Origin of the sequence: Streptomyces sp. GbtcB7, from assembly GCF_019091445.1 — a bacterium.
GTDB classification, from domain to species: Bacteria; Actinomycetota; Actinomycetes; order Streptomycetales; family Streptomycetaceae; genus Streptomyces; species Streptomyces mirabilis.
This window is the reverse complement of the sequence record NZ_JAGXJM010000025.1, coordinates 76,144-96,519: the sequence shown is the minus strand read 5'-3', so window position 1 is coordinate 96,519 and position 20,376 is coordinate 76,144. Positions and strand designations below refer to the sequence as shown.

Genomic DNA, 20,376 nt, shown 5'->3' with positions numbered 1-20,376 from the left:
AAGTGTGAGGAGGGGATCCTTGAACCGTACCCGGCGCACAGCGGTCACCGCCGTGGCCGTTCTCGCGGCCCTGGCGGGCTCACCAGGACTGGCCCAGGCCCAACATCCGGCCAGGGTACAGCCGTTGACGCAGAAGGCGGACAGCGCACTGCCACCGGGCTGGCGCGTCACCGGGAAGGGCGTGGCACGTGAGCTGGTCTGGCGGTCGGACAGGGCCGTGCCCGTGGGCGACGCCCGTGTCGAGTTCCACGCGGCCGGCCGACTGCTCGGCATACCGAAGGCGGCCAAGGACGGCCACACGTTCCGGCTCGCTCTCCACGGAGCCAGCCCGCTCAAGGATCTTCAAGTCCTGGCGGCCGGGCGCCGGTTGGACGCGCCTGCCGACGACACCGGCGAGAAACCGAAGAACTCCCTGAAGGCCGCGCAGCCCCCGGCCCCACTCCCGGCGAACTCCGTGGACCCGGGCAGGCCGGGCGGGTACCGCACGGTCACCGGCGAGTATCACCTCGACCCGGTGAAGCTCCCCGGCTTCGCCCAGCCGGTCGAGATGCAGGCCGTCGTCGTCGCGCCCACCGGCGCCACCGGCAGGCGACCGCTCGCCCTGTTCCTCCACGGCCGCCACGCCACCTGCTTCAAGCCGGGCGGGTCCGAGGACGACGTGACCCTTGAGTGGCCCTGCTCGGCCGGCACCCGGCCGATCCCGAGCCACAAGGGCTACCTGAAGGACCAGAAGCTGCTGGCTTCCCAGGGCTATGTGACGGTGTCGATCTCGGCGAACGGCATCAACGGCCAGGACGGGGACGTCGAGGACGGCGGTGCGCAGGCGCGCTCCTCACTGGTACGACAGCACCTCGCCCAGTGGGCCGGCTGGGCCGCCCACCCGGGCACCGCCCCGGCGGCCGTGCCCGACGCGGCGAAGGCCGACCTGTCCCGCGTGCTGCTCGTCGGCCACTCGCGCGGCGGCGAGGGCGTCAACCGGGCCGCCATGGACAGCCTCTACCCGCCGCCCGCCGCGCAGGACGGCTACCGAGGCCCGGTGCGCTGGAAGATCCGCGGGACCGTCCTCATCGGACCGACGATCTTCGGCCAGAATCCGGTGGCCGACGTACCGTCCACGACGATCCTCCCCGGCTGCGACGGCGACGTCTCCGACCTCCAGGGCGAGGTGTACGTCGACGGGACGCGCGGGGTCGGCCGGGGCACCGCCCTGCACAGCGCCGTCTACATGGTCGGCGCCGACCACAACTTCTTCAACACCGAGTGGACGCCGGGCAAGTCCGAGGCACCCTCCTTCGACGACTTCTGGGACGACCCGGAACAGCGCCCCGACCCGGTGTGCTCCACGGGCGCCCGCACCCGGCTGACCGCCGACCAGCAGCACCAGGCCGGCGCCACCTACATCGCCGCCGCGGCAAGGCTGTTCGTCGTCGGCGACGACCGGGTGCGCCCGCTGCTCGACGGCTCGGGCCGGCGCGCCCCCTCGGCCGACCCGGCCCGCGTGCTGACCCACGCGGTCGGCGCCCGCCGCACGGGCGGCTTCCTGCCCGATGCCCCGGTAAAGGTGACCGGCGGCAGGCTGTGCTCGGCGCTCGACCCCGACCCGGCCGTGGCATGCCTCGACCCCGACGCCGTGGGGAGGTCGCCGCACTTCGCGCGGTGGTGGACGGAGAAGGAGGCCGGCCGCGGCGCGGTCGCGCTGAAGTGGTCGGCGCCGGGGGCGGCGACAAAGGTCCGTCCCGCCGCACCGGTGTCCCTCTCGGGCGCCAAGAGCCTTGCCCTTCGCGTGTTCGTGCCGCCGAACACGACCGGCACCGAGCTGGACGTGGCCGTCACCGACTCCAACGGCCGCCGGGCCGAGCTCGGCCAGGTCCAGGTCGACGGGCTGCCGGGCACCGACCGCACCGCCTCCTACTGGGCGCGCGAGCTGCGCGTCCCAGTCACCGCGGCCACCCGCGCCGGCCTCGACCTGAGGCACGTCAAGTCCCTTGAACTGACCCCGCGTTCACTGTCCGGACAGGCCTGGCTGATGGATGCCTGGGGCTGGGCCCCCGGTACCCCGGCGGCCAGGGCCGCGACGCTGCCACGCGTCGACATCGGCCGACTCACCGTCAAGGAGGGCGACTCGGGCACCCTGACTTACCACATCCCGGTCCAGGTCTCCGGGCACGGCAGCGGCAAGGTCCGCTTCTCCGTCCTCGACCCGGACACCGGACAGGCCAAGGACAAGCTGGTCACGGTACGGCCGGGCAGCGCCCCCATCGACGTGCCCGTGAGGGTGAAGGGCGACACACGCTTCGGCTACGACGAGCAGTACGACGTCGTCGCGAAGGCCGTGCGCGGCGCCGTCATCGGCTCGTACCGGGGCGGCGTCACCGCGGTGAACGACGACCCCGCACCCTCGGTCACCCTGACGCCGGTCACGGACCGGGTGACCGAGGGAGGGACGCTGACGTGGCGGATCTCGCTCTCCGAGCCCGCCGAGGTGGACATCCTGCAGCCGATGGGGGTGCTTGCGGTCACCGAGGGCGCCGAGCTGTCCACCAAGGACGTGGACCCGCGGTGGCTGATGGACCGCGCCGGTGAGCTCCCCGACCCGGAGCACGCACTCTCCCGGGCGAACCTGTGGCTGTGGACGGACATCCCGGCCGGGACCACCACCGCCGACTTCACCGTGCCGACGGTGACGGACCAACTGGCCGAGCCGACCGAGTCGCTACGCCTCGCGCTGACCGACGACAACGCCGAACCGCTTCCCGGCCATCCCGTGCTGACGGGCACGGTGGTGGACGCACCGTAAACCGCCCTGCGCAGGGGGCGTGGACAGGGTGGTCCATGCCCCCTGTGTGTCGCCGCGGGATCGGCGGGGCACGGGCCGGTCCAGGTCAGGCGGAGCGCACAGAGAACGGGGTGCCCGGCCGGGCTGGAGTGGACCCGGGAGGCCCTGCGACAGTTCCTGCTGCTGCCCGTGGATCACGCGGCGGTCGGCAAGGGGATGGCCGCCACGCCGGAGAACATCACGGCGACGGATTCGCCGGTCTTCGACAACGCCCGTTCCCAGATGGCCCTGGCCCTCGACCGAACGCTGGAAGGCATCTGCGGAGCCATGGCTGTTCGGCTACTTGAGCTCGGCGTCGGTGTAGTAGCCGCCCGCGACCAGAACACTGTCGTAGTTGGTCTTGTCGACGCTGATGGGCTGCAGCAGGTAGGCGGGCACGACCTTGGCGCCGTTGTCATAGGTCCTGGTGTCGTTGAGCTGCGGCTTCCTCTTGTTGAGCACGTCGTCGACCATGTTCGCGGCGACATCGGCGAGCAGTCGGCTGTCCTTGTAGACGGTCTGCGCCTGCTGACCCGCAATGATCGACTTGACCGAGGCCAGTTCGGCGTCCTGCCCCGTGATGACCGGGAGGGGCTTGCTGAGGGAGCCGTAGTCGTCCGACCTCAGCGCCGCCAGGACGCCGATGGATATGCCGTCGTACGGCGACAGGACCGCGTCCACCTTCTTGGTCTTGTACGACGTGGCGAGGATGTTGTTCATGCGCTTCTGCGCGGTGGCACCGTCCCAGCGCAGGGTGGTGACCTGGTTGAGCGCGGTCTCGCCGGACTGGACGACCAGTTGCTTGCTGTCCAGGAACGGCTGCAGAAGGTGCAACGCGCCGCTGAAGAAGTACTTGGTGTTGTTGTCGTCGCTGGAGCCGGCGAACAGCTCGATGTTGAACGGGCCCTTGCCGTGCTCCAGGCCGAGCTTGTCGATGATGAAGCGGGCCTGGAGCCGGCCGACCTGCTCGTTGTCGAAGGAGGCGTAGTAGGTGACGTTCTTGGTGCCGAGGATGAGCCGGTCGTAGGAGATCACCGGGATGTTCGCGTCGGCGGCCTTCTGGAGCACCTTGTTCAGCGACTTGTTGTCGATGGCCGCGATGATCAGTGCGCTGACGCCCTGCGTGATCAGGTTCTCGATCTGCGAGACCTGGGTTGCCGGGTCGTTCTCGCCGTAGACCAGCTTGGTCTTGTACCCATTGGCCTGCAGGTCCTTGACGACGCTCTTGCCGTCGGTGATCCAGCGCTCGGAGGCCTGGGTCGGCATGGCGATGCCGATCGTGCCGCCCTTGGAGCTGCCCGTGCTGTTCTGGTCGCCGCAGGCGGACATGGTGAGAGCGACGGAGGCAGTTCCGGCGATGGCGGCGAAGGCGGCTCTGCGATTGCGCATGGTGATCGTTCCTTGTTCTTCTCGACGTTGAGAAAGATGACGGCATGTCAGATGTCTGTGAGGAGGCGGCGGTGGAGCGAGCCGGGCGGCCGACGAGCAGGTCGAGCGCGAGTCGGTGCCGTGCCGCAGCCAGGCCGAGGTCCCCGCGCATGGGTGCCGTACGGGTGGATGCCGGGCGCCCTGAACAGCCCGAACCCGAGGTGAAGCGGTGCGCCGCGGCGGATCAGCTCGGCGACCTTGCAGATCCGCACGCAGCCACCGAGGTCGTCGGGGGTCTTGGTGCACATCTCCATGGGAGTGACCCACCAGTATTCCCTGACGAGGTGACCGACGGTCAGGTTCTCCGCAACATTGTGGAGTCGGGACTCAGGAGCCTCGGCGCCTCGCGGATCGCCGATCGACGCGTCGTGGCCCAGGCATCCGGGTCTTGTCGACTCGCGTGACCCCTCTGCCGGTGTGCACCTGAACGCACGTCGGGCTGCGCCGCGGGGTTACGTCCACACGTGTTCCAACTCCGGTGATGCACAGGGCAGTTGCCTTTCGACCGTTCGAAATGTCGTCACACGTTCGGAACGTAGGCGTGACCCTAGGAGGGCGGGCGCGGGGTGTCAACGGGGGAGCACCGGTAAGGATTCCGGAAAGGTGTTGGAGATTCACTCCCTGAACGCTCGGGCCTGGCCTCCCCCACCGGACTGCGTCACTGGTGAGGCAGGCGAGGCCGCCCCTGACACCGGGTGGCCCGTTCCCCTCCGGGGGCCGCGCCGACGTAGCCTGAATGCTCCGCACCGAACTCCCGCTAGGAGCACCGTGAGCATCGCAGAGCCGCACGCCGGACCGCCCGCCTGGCGGCTGCTCCTCGGGTACGTACGACCGCATCGATGGGCGCTGCTGGCGGGCGCGTTGCTGGCGCTGACGACCGGCGCCACCGGCCTGGTGCTGCCGCTGGTGGCGCGGGGGCTCATCGACGACCTGTCGCACGACCGGCCCATCGGGCGGGCGCTCATCGGCATGGCGGCGCTGGTGGTCACCAACGCCGCGGTGGGGGCGCTGGGTTCGTACGTACTGCGGCGCACCGCCGAGTCGGTGGTGCTCGGGGCGCGGCGCGCCCTGTCCTCGTATCTGCTGCGGCTGCGGATACCGGCCGTGGACCGCAGCGAACCGGGCGACCTGATGGCCCGCATCACCTCCGACACCACGCTGCTGCGCGAGGTCACCACCGATTCGCTGGTGGGCATCGGCACCGGCGGTCTCACCCTGGTGGCGACGGTGGTGATGATGGGCCTGGTCGACGTGGTACTGCTCGGCGTCACCCTGGGGGTGATCCTGTGCGCGGGCACGGTGCTCGGCGTAATCGTGCCCCGCATCAACCGGGCCAGCAAGCAGGCCCAGGACGCCGTGGGCGTGATGGGCGCCTCGCTGGAGCGGATCCTGGGCGCGCTGCGCACGGTCAAGGCGTCGGGTGCCGAGCACCGGGAGGAGCAGACCATCCACGCGGCGGCCGAGGAGTCCTGGCGGCAGAGCGTACGGGCCGCCAAGTGGTCGGCGGCCGCGGGCAACACCGCCGGTCTCGCGATGCAGATCGCCTTCATCACGGTCCTCGCGGTGGGCGGCGCACGGGTCGCGACCGGCGCGATCGAAGTCGGCACGCTGGTCGCCTTCCTCCTCTACGTCTTCTATCTGATGTCGCCGATCCAGCAGGTCGTGGGCGCGATCACCCAGTACCAGACCGGCGCCGCCGCGCTCGCCCGCATCCAGGAGGCGCTGCGGCTGCCCGCCGAACCGGACGCGCTGCCCGCGCCGCTGCCGACCCCCGGCGCCGCGCCGGCCGCGCTCGCCTTCGACGACGTCCGCTTCCGGTACGCCGACGACCTGCCGTACGTCCACCACGGCGTGACCTTCTCCGTCCCGGCCCGCGGCATGACCGCCTTCGTCGGCCCCTCCGGCGCCGGCAAGACCACCGTGTTCTCGCTGATCGAGCGGTTCTACGACCCCGAGGCGGGCGTCATCACGGTCGACGGCCGTCCCCTGGAGCAGTGGGACCTGCCCCGGCTCCGGTCGGCCATCGGGTACGTGGAGCAGGACGCCCCGGTCCTGTCCGGCTCCCTGCGCGACAACCTGCTGCTGGGCAACCCGGAGGCCGACGACGCCGATGTCACGCGTGTGCTGAAGACGACCCGGCTCGACGGGCTGATCGCCCGGCTACCGCGCGGCCTGGACACGCTCGTCGGGCACCGCGGCACCAAGCTGTCCGGCGGCGAACGCCAGCGGGTCGCGATCGCCCGCGCGCTGCTGCGCCACCCCCGCCTGCTGCTCCTGGACGAGGCGACCTCGCAGCTCGACGCGGTGAACGAGGCCGCGTTGCGCGACACGGTCGCCGATGTGGCCCGCACGACCACGGTCCTGGTGGTCGCACACCGGCTGTCGACCGTGACGATGGCCGACCGCATCGTCGTCATGGACGCGGGCCGCGTCCGCGCCGTGGGCACCCACCGGGAACTGGTGGCCGGGGACCCGCTCTACGCGGAGCTGGCCGCGACCCAGTTCCTCGCGACGGCGGGCTGAGGAGAGCGGATCGTCGCGCGTTCTCCGTACGAAGTTTCCTTCACTCGGCCCACGACATAGCAGTCTGCCCCCGGCACGGGGTGCCGGGGGCAGACGCGGGCGGACAGACCAAGGCCCGACCCGAAAGACGGGTCCTAGGCCTGGAGGCCCGGGAGGAGTCCGGTGACGGGGGCGACCAGGTCGGTGACCTGATGCAACTGGTTGAGGTCGTTCAGGCGGTTGAGTCCGCCCAGTTGCTCGGAGATTCGCGGGATGTCGGCCTGGTGCTCCGCGGGGATGTCGCTGACGGCGAGCGCGTCGAGCTGGGTGATGGGGTTCAGCTTCCCCGCGTCCGGGGCCTCGGCCGCGGACGCCATCGGCGCGGCGAGGCCCGTGACACCGACGGCGAGACCAACGGCGGCGACCATACGTCGTGTTGAGATCATGCTTGCAGCAACGGTCACGGACGGCGCGCGGTCACGGCCGTCCCCCGCTCCTCACCCGAGAGGCGCATCGCACCGGCTGGGCTTGCCGTGGGCCATGGGGCGGAGGAGTCTCGGTAGAGAGGCCCTTCGCGGTCCCTTCCTTAGCGGACCGCGGCCTTCCAAGGAGGTCGACATGGGCACCATGGCAGGCCCCGCCTTCGACACCGAAGCGCTACGCCGGGGCATAGAAGGACACAATGCGGCGGATCTCCTGTCGCTCTACGCGGACGACGCGGAAATGACCATCGTCGACCGCAACACCCAGCCAAGTCACCCGATGATCAAACACGGTCGCGGCGAGATCGCCGAAATGCTCAACGACGTCTACAGCCGCGACATGACCCACAAGTTGGAAGAGTGTGTCGTCCAGGGCGACCACGTCGCGTTCACCGAGTCCTGCCAGTACCCGGACGGCGTGCGGGTATTCGCCAGCTCGATGGTCTCGCTGAGGGACGGCAAGATCGTCGAACACACGCTGCTCCAGGCATGGGACGAGTAGGAAGGAACTGGCCGAAGGTCCAGATCAACTCTCGCCTGACCTGGACCTTCTCGGCGAAGGCCGAGATGGGTCGCTCGCGCTCGCAGCGGCCTCGGCTGCCACGACCAGTTTCCGCAGCAGGTCTGCGAGCGTCCGCTTCTCTGCTGGGGTCAGTACTGCGAGCAGCGCGTTCTCACCCCGGTCCTCCGACACCGCGTGCTGTTCGAACGCGGCGTATCCGGCGTCGGTGATCCGTACCTCCACGCGACGCCGGTCGGCCGTGTGGTGGGTACGGGCGATCAGCCCCTCCTCCTCCAGCGGACCCAGCCGCGCCGACAGGGCGCCGCGGGTCAGCCCGAGCATGTCGGCGAGCTGCGAGGGGCTCGCCGCGTAGGGCGGGCCGAGTCTGCGCAGCATCAGCAGCACCTTGAACTGCCAGTGCCGCAGCCCGTCGGAGTCGAGCACGTCCCGGCGGGCCTGGGCCGCGTGCCGGGCCAGGATCGCGAGCCGGACGAAGATCTCCTCCTTGACCGGGTCCATCCAGTCGAGTTCCTTCGCCCAGACCGCGACGTGCCGGTCGACCGAGTCCGCCGCCGACGTCTGCCCCCGCGCGGACTTCGCCTCTTCCGCCTTCACATCTCCCGCCATCGCATCTCCCGCCTTCACATCTTCCATGCGCCACTCCGTAGGTAGTTTTCTTGTGGATAGTTTTTCTGATTACTACTTTTCCTGCCATGACGAACACCGCAAGTACCCTTCGTACGGCCGTACCGCTCGACGAACTCATCGCCGCTGCAAGGGAGTTGAGGATCGGCGGCCGCTGGGAGCGCGCTACGCGCCTGCTCGACTCGACCGAGGCGACCGGTCCGAGGTCCCGTGCCCGCCTCGCCCTGGCCGCCGCCGAAGTCGCCCTGGAGAGCGACTGGTTCGGCGGGACCGCCCTGGCGGAGCCACGGCTCGCCGCCGCCGAGGAATTCGTCGAGGTCCTCATCGCGAGCCTCGACGGGAAACCCGCCGATGAGGCGCACTCCGACATCCGCTGGGATCTGGACTTCCTCCGGCTGCGCCACGACTACCTCGGGCAGGTGCGCGTCGACGGTGCCTTCCGTTTCGGACCCGACGGGAAGGACCCGGACGCGCCGGCCGCCCTCCGCACGCACGCCGAGCGGCTCCGCGGCCAGGCCCCGGACGACGTGCGCCGGGGCTGGGCCGAGATGTATCTGGGCCTCGTCGCCGACAATCTCTTCGCCGAGCGGGACATCGCGCCCGGCCACTACGAAGCCGCGCTGCGCGCCGGTGAAGCGGGTGCGGCAGGTGGAACGGGTGAAGCAGGTGCAACGGGTGAAGCAGGCGGCTCACGCGCCTGCGGTGACGATCTGCTCGTCCGTGAAGCGCTGCGGCACCTCGGCGATCACGACCACGATCACGGTGACCACGCACGGGCACGGGAGCGCTGGAGCAGGGCGACCGAGCTCGGCGCCCGGGCCGGGACCGTCCCCGGCACCCTCTCGCAGCAGCTGCTCCTGGCGGTGCTGGCACGCGACGCGGGCGACGAGGCCGGGGCCGTCCCGCTGGTCCGCGAGATCGCCCGCTGGGCCGGGGCCATCGGCGCCGTGACCACCGAGGCACAGGCCAGGGGGTTCCTGGCCGGGGTCGACCCGACGGCGCCGCCCGCTCCCGCCGAGTCGGGCAGCTGATCGTACGAGCTACCCTGGTCGCGGGCCGTGACTGGCGCTGAGGTGGAGTACCACCGGGGAGCGGCCTGACGAACGGGTCTTTGCCGCGCGCCTGGGCGATTGTGTCAGCGACGCTCAGGAGTAGCTCATGTCCCAGGCCCAGCTCATGGACGGCGCGGGTCTCGCGCGCCGCATCGTCGAGGAGACCGCGAAGCGCGCGGCCGCACTCACCGGGCGCACGGGGATGGCACCGTGTCTCGCGACGGTGCTGGTCGGCGAGGATCCCGCCTCGGTCACCTACGTCCGGATGAAGCAGAACCGCAGCCGCAAGGCCGGCATCGAGTCCCGGCACGTCGCCCTGCCCGCCGACACCACCACCGCCGAGCTGGTCGACACGCTGAAGGCGCTGTCGGGCGACCCGACCGTGCACGGCATCCTGCTCCAGCACCCCGTCGGACCGCACATCGACGAGCGGGCGGCGTTCGAGGCCATCGCGCCGGAGAAGGACGTCGACGGGGTGACGCTCAGCTCGTACTCGGCGATGAGCTTCGGGCTGCCGGGCTTCGTGTCCTGCACCCCCGGCGGCATCATGCGGCTCCTCGACGAGTACGACGTCGACCCGGCGGGCCGGCGCGCCGTCGTGGTGGGGCGCAGCGCGATCCTCGGCAAGCCGGTCGGGATGCTGCTGCTCGGCCGCGACGCGACGGTGACCTACTGCCACTCGCGGACGACCGGTCTCTCCTCGGTCGTCCGCGAGGCGGACATCGTGGTGGCCGCCGTGGGCCGGCCCCGGCTGATTCGCGGTGAGGACATCAAGCCGGGAGCCGTCGTGATCGACGCGGGCTACAACCTCGGGAACGTCGGCGACGTCGACTTCGACACCGCCCGCGAGCGGGCACGGTTGATCACGCCGGTGCCGGGCGGTGTCGGCCCGATGACGATCGCGGTCCTGCTGGAGCAGACCGTGACCGGGGCCGAGCGCCAACTCAGCCTCCGGTAAAGCGTCTCGGGTTCGGCCACAGCGTCTCGGGTTCGGCCACAGCGTTTCGGATTCGGCTACAGGGTTTCGGGTTCGGCTACAGCGTTTCGGGTTCGCTCACAGGACTTCGGTCCGCTCAACGCATCCACGCGCTGTACGACATCACATCCCCCGCCTTGACGCCGTACTCGGGATCGTCCTTGGTGACGGTGTCCTCGATCCCGAGTACGGCGCCGCTCCTCGGGTCGAGGACCAGCATCCGGCGCACGGAGTGCGCGGTGTCGTCGTACACGTACGCCTGTCCCTGCCTGCCCAGCCGGTCGGTGACCGCTCCGGCCGGGCGCAGCCCCTTCGCGTCGGCGAGGACGCGGACGAGCGCGGCGTCCTCACGGGCGCCCAGCGTCCAGTTGTTCAGCAACTCGGCGACGGCGTCGAGAAGTTCGGATGTACCCATGGCCTCGATGCGGTCGATCTCATCGAGGTAGGCACGCAGCCGCTCGGCGTCGTGCGGCGGCCGGGCCACCGGCGGGGCGTCGCTCCAGCTCGGCGGGTAGGTCCGCCGGCTGAGGACGTGCCCGTCCTCGACCGTGCGGGGGACGGGGTCGGCGTCGGTGACGACCGGCCTGCCCGGATGACGGGGGTCGGTCGCCACGACGAGTTCCGTGTGGCTGCCGTCGGCCTTCCAGCGGACCACGCGTTCTTCGGGGAGGGTGATCGGCGGCCGGGCCCCCGGTCCGGAGGTCAGGCCCATGCTCCAGGTCTGTACGTGGGTGCCCTGGACGAGCCGCTGCGAGCCCGCGGACGCGGCCACTCGGTCGGCGAGCCGGTCCAGGGGTACGGGGGCGGAGCCCGCCTCGACGATCAGCGGGCGGGGTGCCGCCACGGCCGGGGTGGTGGTCGATCCCGACAGGGTGAGCGTCAGGACGACGACACCGACGGCGGCCGCGGTTCCGACGCTCCAGACCCAGCGGCGCAGCGGACGGGGGCTCGTGCGGTGCCGTTCGCCGTGCAGCAGTTGGTTGAGGCGGCGCTGCGCGTGCTGGTCGAGGGGGCGGTCGTGGAAGCGGGGGTCGGTGGCCGGCACCGGGTTGGCGCGGCGCAGGATGTCGAGTTCGTCAGCCATGGCCGTGCTCCTTCGGGGTGTCGCGGCGGGGCGAAGCAGTACCGCCGGCCACGGTGATGTGCATGCGGTCGATCTCGGCTCTGAGCCGGCGGCGGGCTCGGTGCAGGCGCATGGCCGCGGCGCGGGTGCCACAGCCGAGGGCGACGGCGACCTCGTCGACGCCGAGTTCCTCCCAGGCGGTCAGGCGCAGTACCTCTTGGTCGGCCGGGGAGAGCCGGGCCAGCGCCTCGTGCACCCAGTCGCCCGGCGACGCGGAGTCGGGGCTGTCGACGACCTGTCTGCCGTGCGCGCTCTCGTCGTTGCCGATCCGGTCGAGGAGCCTGCGGCGGCGCCCGTAGCCGCGTACGGCGTTGGCCAGGCAGTGGCGTGCCACCCCGTACAGCCAGGGAAGCGGGGACGGCGGGAGGTCGGACCGGCGCCGCCAGGCGACGGTGAAGACCTCCGCCACCACCTCCTCGACATCACTGTTCCGGCCGTCCAGTCGCCTCGCCACGTAGCGGCTGACCGCCCAGTAGTGCTCGCGATAGGCAGCGGCGAAGGTCTCGTCGTTGCTCATAATCCGTAGGTGTCCGGCAGGTGCGCGATCGTCACAGGTACGGGTGTGACGCTCGTCGCTTCGTTCAAGTGTGACGGTGGGGCCGGCGGCGGACACAGGCGGGGCATGGAAAGCACCACAGTGACGACGCCGCCCGCAGCCCTTCCCGCGCGTGCGCGGCGTCCTGGACTCGCCGCGGTGAAGTGGCTGACCACCACGGATCACAAGACGATCGGCACGCTGTATCTGGTCACGGCGTTCGGCTTCTTCTGCGTCGGCGGGGTGATGGCGTTGCTGATGCGCGCCGAACTCGCCCGGCCGGGGCTTCAGATCATGTCGAACGAGCAGTTCAACCAGGCATTCACGATGCACGGCACGATCATGCTGCTGATGTTCGCGACGCCGTTGTTCGCCGGTTTCGCGAACTGGATCATGCCGCTGCAGATCGGCGCGCCCGACGTGGCGTTCCCGCGGCTGAACATGCTGGCGTACTGGCTCTATCTCCTCGGCTCGCTGATTGCCGTGGGCGGGTTCATGACGCCTCAAGGAGCGGCCGACTTCGGCTGGTTCGCCTACAGCCCGCTGTCGGACGCGGTCCGCTCGCCCGGTGTCGGCGCCGACATGTGGATCATGGGTCTGGCGCTCTCCGGCTTCGGCACGATCCTCGGTGCGGTCAACTTCATCACGACCATCATCTGCATGCGCGCTCCCGGCATGACGATGTTCCGCATGCCGATCTTCGTGTGGAACGTGCTGCTCACGGGTGTTCTGGTGCTGCTGGCCTTCCCCGTACTGGCCGCCGCCCTGTTCGCGCTGGAGGCGGACCGCAAGTTCGGTGCCCACGTCTTCGACGCGGCGAACGGCGGTGCCCTGCTCTGGCAACACCTCTTCTGGTTCTTCGGCCATCCGGAGGTGTACATCATCGCCCTGCCGTTCTTCGGCATCATCTCCGAAGTCATCCCGGTGTTCTCCCGCAAGCCGATGTTCGGCTACATGGGCCTGATCGCCGCGACGATCTCCATCGCCGGTCTGTCCGTGACCGTGTGGGCGCACCACATGTACGTCACCGGTGGCGTACTGCTCCCGTTCTTCTCCTTCATGACATTCCTCATCGCCGTACCGACAGGCGTGAAGTTCTTCAACTGGATCGGAACGATGTGGAAGGGGTCCTTGAGTTTCGAGACCCCGATGCTCTGGGCGGTCGGCTTCCTGATCACCTTCACCTTCGGTGGTCTGACCGGTGTCATCCTGGCCTCGCCGCCGATGGACTTCCACGTCTCGGACTCGTACTTCGTGGTGGCGCACTTCCACTACGTGATCTTCGGTACGGTCGTGTTCGCGATGTTCTCCGGATTCCACTTCTGGTGGCCGAAGTTCACCGGCAAGATGCTCGACGAGCGCCTCGGAAAGATCACCTTCTGGACGCTGTTCGTGGGCTTCCACGGCACGTTCCTGGTGCAGCACTGGCTGGGTGCGAACGGAATGCAGCGCCGTATCCCCGACTATCTGGCGGTGGAGGGCCTGACCACCCTCAACACCGTCTCGAGCATCTTCTCCTTCCTCCTCGGCAGTTCCCTCCTGCCGTTCTTCTACAACGTCTGGAAGACCGCCAAGTACGGCGAGAAGGTCGAGGTCGACGACCCGTGGGGTTACGGCCGCTCTCTGGAGTGGGCGACCTCCTGTCCCCCGCCTCGCCACAACTTCCTCACCCTGCCGCGCGTCCGCAGCGAGTCCCCGGCCTTCGACCTGCACCACCCGGAGGTCACGGCCGCGGCCGCGCGCCTGGAGACGCCCCGGAAGGAACTGCGATGACGACCATGGACGATCGACCGCCGACCCCGCGGGCTCTCATCGACGAACTGGAGGGCCATCTACTCATCGAGGCCACCAAGGCCGAGGGGCGGTCGGAAGCGGCTCGTCTCACCCATTCCCTGGCCTGCCTGACGGACACCCAACGCGAAGAGGTGGAAGAACGCTTCGCGGACACCTACCTGGCCCTCACCCGCCGCTCCTGGGAACGGACGGCACGGCGCGGCCGGGAACTGCGCGCCGAGTACGAGGCGAGGTACCGCGCACTGCGTCGGCGCCTTTGCGCGGTGTTCCTCCTCGGTGCCGCTTTCGCCCTGGTGACCGTCGATGCGGTCAGCCGACGGTGACCTCGCGAGCGAGGCCGGCACGCAGAAGCATCCTGGACGATTCGTCCACCAGATTCCGCATCACCGACAAGTAAGGCTCGTCGCCACCCAGTTCGTCCAGAATGCGGTGCGCTTCGCCGCGGAACTCGTTGATGTCGTCCTCGTAGCGACCAAGAACGACCGGTGTCAGAAGGGTGTCGATGAGTTCCGCTCGGGCGTCACGGGAATTCCTCGCGTCGGCGTGCAGTCTCAGGATGCGCTCGGTGGGGCGGGACGCGGACGTGTCGAGGGCACATGCCAGGAGATACGTCACCGTGCCGTTCAGAAGGTCCTCGTTGCGGCCGGACAGGATGTCTTCCTGGTCGTTGAACATCTGCCACAGGATGCCGAATACATCACCGAAATCCCGCCAGAGCTCCACTCTCTCCTTCTCGACACCCGCCAATTCGGCGGCCATTGCGGTGACCATGCTGAAGGGGCCGCCGGACTTCCCTCGGTAGGCCGTGACCACCGAGTCGCGCGTGGCCGTCGCCGCGTCTCCGCGCAGGTCACTCAACTGGCCCTCGGTCGCGACGATCCAGCACTTCACGATCTCGGCCGACAGGGCGCCGCGCACCGATTCCGGGACGGCCTGCGACTGGACGACGAGCAGAGGGAGTGGAGCCCCACTGACGAGCGCGGCGAGCAGCGCCTCAGCTCCGCCGAGGTCACCGGCGAGGTGGGCGCTCTGCCCGTCGGCCAGGTCGTCGAGATGGCACGCCGAGATCCACCACAATTCATGCACGACGGCCAGCGGCACGGCCGGTTCGGGCGCGCCCGTCTCCACGGCATGCACGATCAGCGGCAGCACCGAGAGCGGGTACGTGAACTCGCGGTTCCGCACGAGTTCCGCGACCGCGGCCCGCACCGCGCCGGCCTGAGGGGAGAGTCTTTCCAGCGTGGCTTCCATCTCCGCGTCGATGTCCATCGAAAACCGACGATGAAGATCCAAGTAGGACATGGAACGCACGTGGAGACCCCTCACCACCGAGATTGAATCGAGCACCGATTCGATCACTCCGGCTGAAGGGCAACCAGAGCGACTTTCAGCCACGGCTTTTGCGCTAGTTCTTCATTGGTTCGGCGATGGTGTGGTCTCGGCTTGGGACCAGGGTGTGACGGCGAGGATGTCGCGGACCGCTTCGCGCAGGCTCCCGAAGTGACGGTGCACCCCGTCCACCGCGGCGGGTGCGTTGACCCCCCACACCGTCATCCCGGCACGCAGTCCGGACTGCACGCCGGAGGGTGCGTCCTCGATGACCAGACAGTCCCTCGGCTGGGCACCGAGCCGCTTGGCGGCCAGTAGATAAGGGGCGGGCGAGGGTTTTCCTTCCTCGACGGAGGCGGCATCCACGATGATCCTCGGGACCGGCAGGCCGGTCCGGGCGAAGCGGCCGCGCACCCGGTGCTCGTAGTTCGACGTCACCAGCGCCCAGGCCTCCGGCGGCAGAGCGTCCAGCAGCTCGGACGCACCGTCGAAGGCCGCGTACACGCCGGACCGGACGTCCTCGTCCTCGAGTTCATGCAGTGTGGCCAGGCACTCCTGCGGGTCACGGTCCGGAACGACCTGCGCGAAGGTCTCCATCGGCCTCGTCCGCAAGGCCACTTGGTGGACCTCATCGGGGTCGAGTCCGTATCGCTCCGCCCACACCCTCCAGACCCGGCGCTGGTTGTCCACGGCATCGATCAACGTGCCATCGACATCGAACAGGACATACTTCTTGGCTCCGGGCCGAGCAGGTTCACCGATCACGCCCTGATCATGCCAGCAGGCCCCGCCCGCGGGCCGACGACCGTGGGGGCCCTCCCCCGCGTCCGTCCTACCTCCGGAGGACATGGCTGAGCTCATCTCCTGCATTCCGAGTAGCGCGATGTTCGGCACGCGCACGACGACGCGGCGGGTCCCGGTCGGACAGGATGGGCGGCGCCCAGGGAGCGACCGTGTTCACAGCTCCGCCTCTGGGCCCTCGGGCCGAGCAAGCCCACGGCTTCCCCCGGTCGTGGGCTGCCGGCAGGGGCATCCTCGCGCGGAGGCGGCCCCACTGCGCCGGACCCGTGGGGACGGGGAGCGGCGCGCGGGTCCCGAACCCGGTGGCGGATCCCCAGGGATTCACCGCCGGGTTCGAGGACACCTCGACCGGCGGCCGGTCCGGTCCGGCACGGCACGGCACGGCACCCACGGTGAGGCCACGTCACGGGGTTCCGGGCCCGTGCGGGTTCCACCCCGCCGGTCGCAGGATCCCCAACAGCTGACGGACCAGTTCCTCGACCACCTCGTCGAGCGTGGCCGCCACCCAACCGGCGCGCCAGTCGTGCAGAAGGCCGTTGACGCTGCCGATGAAGGCGGTGGCGGCGATCCGGTAGTCGCGGGGCACCGCCTCGCCGCGGTCGGCGGCCGCGGTCGCCTCGGCGCAGATGAAGTCGACCCAGCGTGCCCGGCGGGCGAGCCGCTGCTCCTCCAGGCGCGGGCTGACGCCGATGATCTCGACGAAGGTGATGCGGATGCGGCGCGGGTCCGCCGTCACGTTCGCGGCGTAGGCGCGGAAGATCGCGGTGGCGCGCTCGGTGAGCGGCAGGTCCTGGGCGTCGGCGAGGGCGGCCAGAGCCGCCTGCTCGGCCCAGTCGTTGACCTGGAGGTGGAGGGCGGCCAGCACGTCCTCGAGGGTGCGGAACTCCTCGTAGAACTGACGCGTCGACAGTCCCGCGGCCTCGCTCAGCGCCGCGATGGTCGTGGATCTGAACCCCGGGCTGTCTCCGAAGAGTTGGAGCGCGGCGTCCAGAAAGCGCGAGCGTCGCTCGGCCTGCCGTTCCGCGGCGGTCCTGCCTCCGTAACGGCCGGTCGGCTGTTTGATCCTGCCCGCCACGCGTTCCTCCCTCACCTGAGGGACGAACCGTTCGTCCCTCCGATGATTTTGTCGTGCACGAACCCTTGTGGAGAACGCCGACCCTTCCTTACTTTCCAGTAAGTCCACTCTGAACGCTGTCGTGTTCAGACTTTTCGGTACCCGCACCCCCCGCCTAGACAAGGGACCACCATGTCTGCCCTCAGACCCAGACACCTCTGTACGCTCGCCGCCGCCGTCGCCCTCACCTTCACCCTCGGCGGTACGGCGACCGCGGCCTCCGCGCAGGCCACCGCCCAGGCCGCCGCGACCGACCTGCGTGAAGTGATGTTCGTGGGCAACAACTGGGACGGCACCGCGGACGTCATCAAGTCCACCGGTGACTTCGCGAAGGTCGGCCGGATCAACGTCGTCCCGGACAAGGACGCGCGGATGGCGGAGATCAACGCCGATCCGATCAAGTGGATCTACTTCCAGGCCATCCGCAACGGTGTCGGCGAGGGCCACGACCAGTTCGTCGACGACATGTACTCCACGCCCGACGGCAAGTCGGTGGTCGTCTCCCGCCCGAGCTTCGCCGATGTCGTCTCGATCGACCTGGCGACCGGGAACATCAACTGGCGCTTCCCCGTGGCCGGTTACCGATCCGACCACATGGCCGTCTCCCCCGACGGCACTCGCGTCGCGGTCTCCGCCTCGACCGCGAACACCGTGCACGTGCTCGACATCAACACGGGCAAGCAGCTGGGCTCCTTCGCCACCGGCGACAAGCCGCACGAGAACATCTTCACGCGGGACGGCAAGTACATCTGGAACATGGCCATCGGCGACGTGAACACCGCACTCGACGACCCGTGGCTGGACTGGACGAAGGGCGACCGGCACATCACCGTCGTCGACGCGACCACCTACAAGCAGGTCAAGGTGATCGACATGCGCCAGCGGCTGGACGCGATCGGTCTCACGAACTTCTCCGACGCGGTCCGGCCCGCCGTCTTCAGCCCCGACGAGTCCAAGCTGTACTTCCAGGTGTCGTTCTTCAACGGCTTCCTGGAGTACGACGTGGCCTCCGACCGGATCACCCGGGTGAAGACCCTGCCGATGAACCCCGCGACCAGCACCGACCGCACCACCTGGGTCAACGACTCGCGCCACCACGGCATTTCGATGAACCCGTCCGGCACCAAACTGTGCGTCGCCGGAACGATGGACGACTATGCGACCGTCGTCGACCGGGCCACCCTCCAGGAGGGCCCGCTCGTCACCGCCTCGAAGCCGTACTGGGCGACCGTCAGCGGTGACGGCAAGGACTGCATCGTCTCCGAGAGCGGCGCCGACCAGGTCACCGCCATCGACTTCGCCACAGGGCAGAAGACGGTGTCGGTGCCGGTCGGCGACCACCCCCAGCGTGTTCGCCTCGGCCACGTGGAGGCGAACTGGACCGGTCCTTCGACTAGTTGACCGTCGACGCGGCCCATGAGCTCAGTTCGGAACGGGCCGCGCTCAGCAGATCGGCGGACGGGGCCGTCGCCCCGTTCGTGACCAGCGCGTAGTGCAGGGTCCCCGAGTCCGGTGCGGTGAGCAGCAGTCGGCGACTGCCGGTACCGCCCGGCTCGGGGGCCACGGCGATCGGAGTGGTCGTGGTGTAGGCGGGCGGGGAGATCGTCGCCCCGAGGTCGGAGACCACCGTCGTGGACGCGGTCGGGAAGGACGCCGGGAGATGGAGTTCGGTGGGAGCGCTGCCGCCGCCCGAGCGCCACAGGAGCAGCCCGTACTGGCCCGATCCCACCAGCTGGGAGACGTGCGGCAGGGACGACGGAACCGGGTTCCAGGTCAGGGTGGTGGAGCCGTCCCGGGAGCGGTCCTCGTAGGTGAAGGCGACCGTGCTGCCCGAGGTCGCGCTCGGATAGAGCCGGTCGAGCAGGCGGGCGTCCTGGCGCAGGACGGCCGCGCCGGAGTCGTCGAGGCGTACGGCCGAGAGGTCCTCGTCGTTCCAGGCGTCGCCGGAGGTGAGGACCTTGCTCGCGTTGCCGTTCATCAGCTCGTGATGGCGGCCGTTGTAGATGTCCCACTGCCACTGGTTGCCGGAGAGCACCGGGCCGGAGGACGCCGGTTTGGTCCACCAAGTGGCGCCCGGCAGGCGGGAGTCGAGGGCCTGGTACATCGCCTTGTCGACCGTGGGGGCCTTGCCGGAGACCGTTCCCGACAGCGGATGGCCGAACTCGCTGACGATCGCCGTCGTCCCCGCGGCCGAGGCGCGGTCGCGGACCGTCCCGAAGTCGGTGGCGTACTGGCCGTCCGCGGCATTGCCCCACATGAGGATGCCCGAGATGGCCTTCTGGTCGTAGAAGTGGGTGTTGAAGACATAGCGCGGGCCCAGGGTGCCCGCGTCGAGCAGGCCGCCCTCCTGCTTCTGGGAGTCGATGTTGGAGTTCCAGAAAAGGTTGGCTTCGACGAAGGCGGGCTTGTCCTGCCAGCCGGCCGCGTCCATCCTGGCCCGGAACTTCACATAGAACGGCCAGAGCAGGTCCCGCTCCCAGGTGCGGCTGGTCTGCCCGGAGTCATAGGTGCCCGCGTACGGCTCGTTGAACGGGTCGAAGCCGACGAGGCCCGCGAACTGGGCCGTGGTGAGGTGCTGTCTGACGTAGGTCATGGTGGCCTGGGCCGTGACGAGGAAGGCGTCCTGGACGCCGTACGCGTTGTGCCAGAAGTCGTACTGCGCCTGCTTCACGGCCCCGTTCTGGGTGATGTTCTGCCCCCAGAAGATGCAGATCCCGCAGGACTCGCTCGGGTAGTTTCCGGCGTCCACGGCCCACTTGGGGGCTCCGTCGCCGGTGTACCAGCTGCCCGAGTTGAAGAGGTAGCGGGAGTAGAGGTCCTGGTGGAAGTCGGGATACACGCGGATTCCGGCGTCGAGGAAGGCGCGTATCTGGTCGGTGACGGCGGCGAGGTAGGCGGAGTCGACCTGGCCGCGTACGGGTTCGGCGTGGGCCCAGGAGAGCAGGAACCGCACGGAGTTGCCGCCGCCGAGGGCCCGCAGGGCCGTCGCGGACTTCTTGGCGTCGGCGACCGAGGCGAAGGGCAGACCGCTGTTCTCTTCGAGTTTCGTCTCGCCGGAGACGTTGTAGCCGCGCAGGACGACCTCGCGGCCGAGTCCGTCGAGGAAGCGGCCCTTGTCGACCGTGAGGGTGGCCGCCGCCGGCGCGTCGAACCACAGGGAGTCGGGGAGTCCGTCCGCGGCGGCGGGCTGGGCGCCCACCGCCGAGAGGAAGCCGGTGAGGAGCACGAGGACGCCGAGCAGACGCGCACGTAACTTCGACATGTCCACAACATTCGCG

Annotated in this window: 17 protein-coding genes, 2 pseudogenes and 1 riboswitch; of the genes and pseudogenes, 9 read left to right on the top strand and 10 right to left on the bottom strand. The window is 69.5% G+C overall.

Features of this window, described 5'->3' with window-relative positions:
- Positions 1 to 19: 19 nt before the first annotated feature.
- Positions 20 to 2,797, top strand: a complete 2,778-nt coding sequence (locus tag KVT44_RS34840) for a hypothetical protein (RefSeq protein ID WP_217571335.1) — start codon at positions 20 to 22, stop codon at positions 2,795 to 2,797.
- Between the two features lie 138 nt (positions 2,798 to 2,935).
- A pseudogene (locus KVT44_RS58595) lies at positions 2,936 to 3,073 on the top strand (TetR/AcrR family transcriptional regulator); the annotation flags it as partial.
- A 42-nt stretch (positions 3,074 to 3,115) separates the two neighbouring features.
- On the opposite strand, the gene chvE reads toward KVT44_RS58595, so the two are convergent.
- Together chvE and KVT44_RS58590 are read right to left on the bottom strand one after the other, a co-directional pair.
- On the bottom strand, positions 3,116 to 4,204 hold the full coding sequence (gene chvE / locus KVT44_RS34835; protein WP_217571333.1) for a multiple monosaccharide ABC transporter substrate-binding protein: 1,089 nt from the start codon (positions 4,202 to 4,204) through the stop codon (positions 3,116 to 3,118).
- 94 nt (positions 4,205 to 4,298) lie between these two features.
- Positions 4,299 to 4,500, bottom strand: a pseudogene (locus tag KVT44_RS58590) (hypothetical protein); the annotation flags it as partial.
- 511 nt (positions 4,501 to 5,011) lie between these two features.
- Between KVT44_RS58590 and KVT44_RS34830 the strand changes: the two are divergent.
- Positions 5,012 to 6,766, top strand: a complete 1,755-nt coding sequence (locus KVT44_RS34830; protein ID WP_217571332.1) for an ABC transporter ATP-binding protein — start codon at positions 5,012 to 5,014, stop codon at positions 6,764 to 6,766.
- Positions 6,767 to 6,900: 134 nt separating this feature from the next.
- Here the strand turns inward: KVT44_RS34830 and KVT44_RS34825 are convergent, their stop codons facing one another.
- The gene (locus KVT44_RS34825) at positions 6,901 to 7,191 is read right to left on the bottom strand and encodes a hypothetical protein (RefSeq protein ID WP_054236541.1); all 291 of its coding nucleotides are present in this window, start codon (positions 7,189 to 7,191) and stop codon (positions 6,901 to 6,903) included.
- Between the two features lie 172 nt (positions 7,192 to 7,363).
- Here KVT44_RS34825 and KVT44_RS34820 point away from each other — a divergent pair, with 172 nt between their 5' ends.
- Entirely contained in the window at positions 7,364 to 7,729 is a 366-nt protein-coding gene (locus KVT44_RS34820) for a nuclear transport factor 2 family protein (protein ID WP_217571330.1), read from the top strand.
- A 24-nt stretch (positions 7,730 to 7,753) separates the two neighbouring features.
- Here the strand turns inward: KVT44_RS34820 and KVT44_RS34815 are convergent, their stop codons facing one another.
- On the bottom strand, positions 7,754 to 8,383 hold the full coding sequence (locus KVT44_RS34815; protein ID WP_254650305.1) for a MarR family winged helix-turn-helix transcriptional regulator: 630 nt from the start codon (positions 8,381 to 8,383) through the stop codon (positions 7,754 to 7,756).
- Between the two features lie 59 nt (positions 8,384 to 8,442).
- Here KVT44_RS34815 and KVT44_RS34810 point away from each other — a divergent pair, with 59 nt between their 5' ends.
- Positions 8,443 to 9,405 (top strand): hypothetical protein, encoded by a 963-nt coding sequence (locus tag KVT44_RS34810; protein ID WP_217571328.1) that lies wholly within the window; start codon positions 8,443 to 8,445, stop codon positions 9,403 to 9,405.
- 17 nt (positions 9,406 to 9,422) lie between these two features.
- Positions 9,423 to 9,509, top strand: a riboswitch (ZMP/ZTP riboswitch).
- Between the two features lie 23 nt (positions 9,510 to 9,532).
- The gene (locus KVT44_RS34805; protein WP_217571326.1) at positions 9,533 to 10,384 is read left to right on the top strand and encodes a bifunctional 5,10-methylenetetrahydrofolate dehydrogenase/5,10-methenyltetrahydrofolate cyclohydrolase; all 852 of its coding nucleotides are present in this window, start codon (positions 9,533 to 9,535) and stop codon (positions 10,382 to 10,384) included.
- Between the two features lie 115 nt (positions 10,385 to 10,499).
- On the opposite strand, the gene KVT44_RS34800 is transcribed toward KVT44_RS34805, so the two are convergent.
- Entirely contained in the window at positions 10,500 to 11,486 is a 987-nt protein-coding gene (locus KVT44_RS34800) for a CU044_5270 family protein (RefSeq protein ID WP_099919037.1), read from the bottom strand.
- A complete protein-coding gene (locus KVT44_RS34795) occupies positions 11,479 to 12,042 on the bottom strand; it encodes an RNA polymerase sigma factor (RefSeq protein ID WP_217571324.1) in 564 nt (187 codons plus the stop codon). The genes KVT44_RS34800 and KVT44_RS34795 overlap by 8 nt, the downstream gene beginning before the upstream one ends.
- Before the next feature lie 105 nt (positions 12,043 to 12,147).
- On the opposite strand from KVT44_RS34795, the gene ctaD reads away from it, so the two are divergent.
- Together ctaD and KVT44_RS34785 are read left to right on the top strand one after the other, a co-directional pair.
- A complete protein-coding gene (gene ctaD / locus KVT44_RS34790; protein WP_217571322.1) occupies positions 12,148 to 13,833 on the top strand; it encodes a cytochrome c oxidase subunit I in 1,686 nt (561 codons plus the stop codon).
- A complete protein-coding gene (locus KVT44_RS34785; protein WP_217571320.1) occupies positions 13,830 to 14,177 on the top strand; it encodes a hypothetical protein in 348 nt (115 codons plus the stop codon). The genes ctaD and KVT44_RS34785 overlap by 4 nt, the downstream gene beginning before the upstream one ends.
- Here KVT44_RS34785 and KVT44_RS34780 read toward each other — a convergent pair.
- From KVT44_RS34780 to KVT44_RS34770, 3 genes are all read right to left on the bottom strand, one after another.
- A complete protein-coding gene (locus tag KVT44_RS34780; RefSeq protein WP_254650304.1) occupies positions 14,164 to 15,123 on the bottom strand; it encodes a polyprenyl synthetase family protein in 960 nt (319 codons plus the stop codon). The genes KVT44_RS34785 and KVT44_RS34780 overlap by 14 nt on opposite strands.
- Before the next feature lie 144 nt (positions 15,124 to 15,267).
- Complete coding sequence (locus KVT44_RS34775; RefSeq protein ID WP_217571318.1) at positions 15,268 to 15,948, bottom strand: HAD family phosphatase; 681 nt, start codon at positions 15,946 to 15,948, stop codon at positions 15,268 to 15,270.
- A 439-nt stretch (positions 15,949 to 16,387) separates the two neighbouring features.
- Positions 16,388 to 17,059 carry a TetR/AcrR family transcriptional regulator gene (locus KVT44_RS34770; RefSeq protein WP_099919042.1) on the bottom strand — a complete coding sequence of 224 codons (672 nt, stop codon included), beginning with the start codon at positions 17,057 to 17,059 and terminating at the stop codon, positions 16,388 to 16,390.
- A 171-nt stretch (positions 17,060 to 17,230) separates the two neighbouring features.
- Between KVT44_RS34770 and KVT44_RS34765 the strand changes: the two genes are divergently transcribed.
- On the top strand, positions 17,231 to 18,499 hold the full coding sequence (locus KVT44_RS34765) for a YncE family protein (RefSeq protein WP_217571316.1): 1,269 nt from the start codon (positions 17,231 to 17,233) through the stop codon (positions 18,497 to 18,499).
- Here KVT44_RS34765 and KVT44_RS34760 read toward each other — a convergent pair.
- Complete coding sequence (locus tag KVT44_RS34760; protein ID WP_254650303.1) at positions 18,492 to 20,360, bottom strand: cellulase family glycosylhydrolase; 1,869 nt, start codon at positions 20,358 to 20,360, stop codon at positions 18,492 to 18,494. The two genes, KVT44_RS34765 and KVT44_RS34760, sit on opposite strands and share 8 nt — an antisense overlap.
- Positions 20,361 to 20,376: the final 16 nt, after the last annotated feature.